The 557-nt window shown below is 60.0% G+C and carries 1 protein-coding gene; it reads right to left on the bottom strand.

All coding sequences use genetic code 11. From position 1 onward, the window contains the following. Positions 1-357: 357 nt before the first annotated feature. Positions 358-557: hypothetical protein (locus ACZ1A1_RS24935; protein ID WP_463622064.1), on the bottom strand; the 200-nt coding region annotated here is incomplete at its 5' end.

Here is a 557-nt window from a genome sequence, read left to right as displayed (position 1 = left end):
TATCGTCAATTGCAGGCCGCACAAGCGGAACGCGGCATCCTGTAGCCACCCACGTGCGGCAAAGTGAACATGTAGACCGGAGGCCCCGTTGGGCCGCTTTGGCGGCGTACCAGCCGCTCAGTGCCACGCTTGAAGGTCAACCAGTCTCGGTCTCGGTCGGTTCCTGTTCAGCGGCGCCAGCGGCAGGTCATCTGAATCAGCTTCGTAGACAAACAGGTCGTGCAATCGTCGGAATGCCGAAGGAGCAGGAGAGCGGTCGGTTTCGGTTGATGCCGCCGCAAGCACGCGATATCCGCGCCGGCCAATGGGGTCATTGATTTCACCGCTCGTTCCTCCGCAGCCCATCTCCATCCACCCTCAACCTCGCCAGTTATTACTACGAAGAGATCGCTGCCCCACGAGCAACTTGGTAATGAGGAGACGCGCGGCTGGACGGCTCAGATGTTGAGGCCCGTTATGATCGATGGGGCATGCTGCGGTTTCGGCGAGCAGAAACGCCAAAAGCCCCGAGACATTTCTGTCATCGGGGCTTTTTGCATTGGTCTGGTTGCGGGGGC

The sequence above is a fragment of the Shinella sp. R2-11 genome (assembly GCF_055330205.1).
This window is presented reverse-complemented; position numbering and strand designations above follow the sequence as displayed.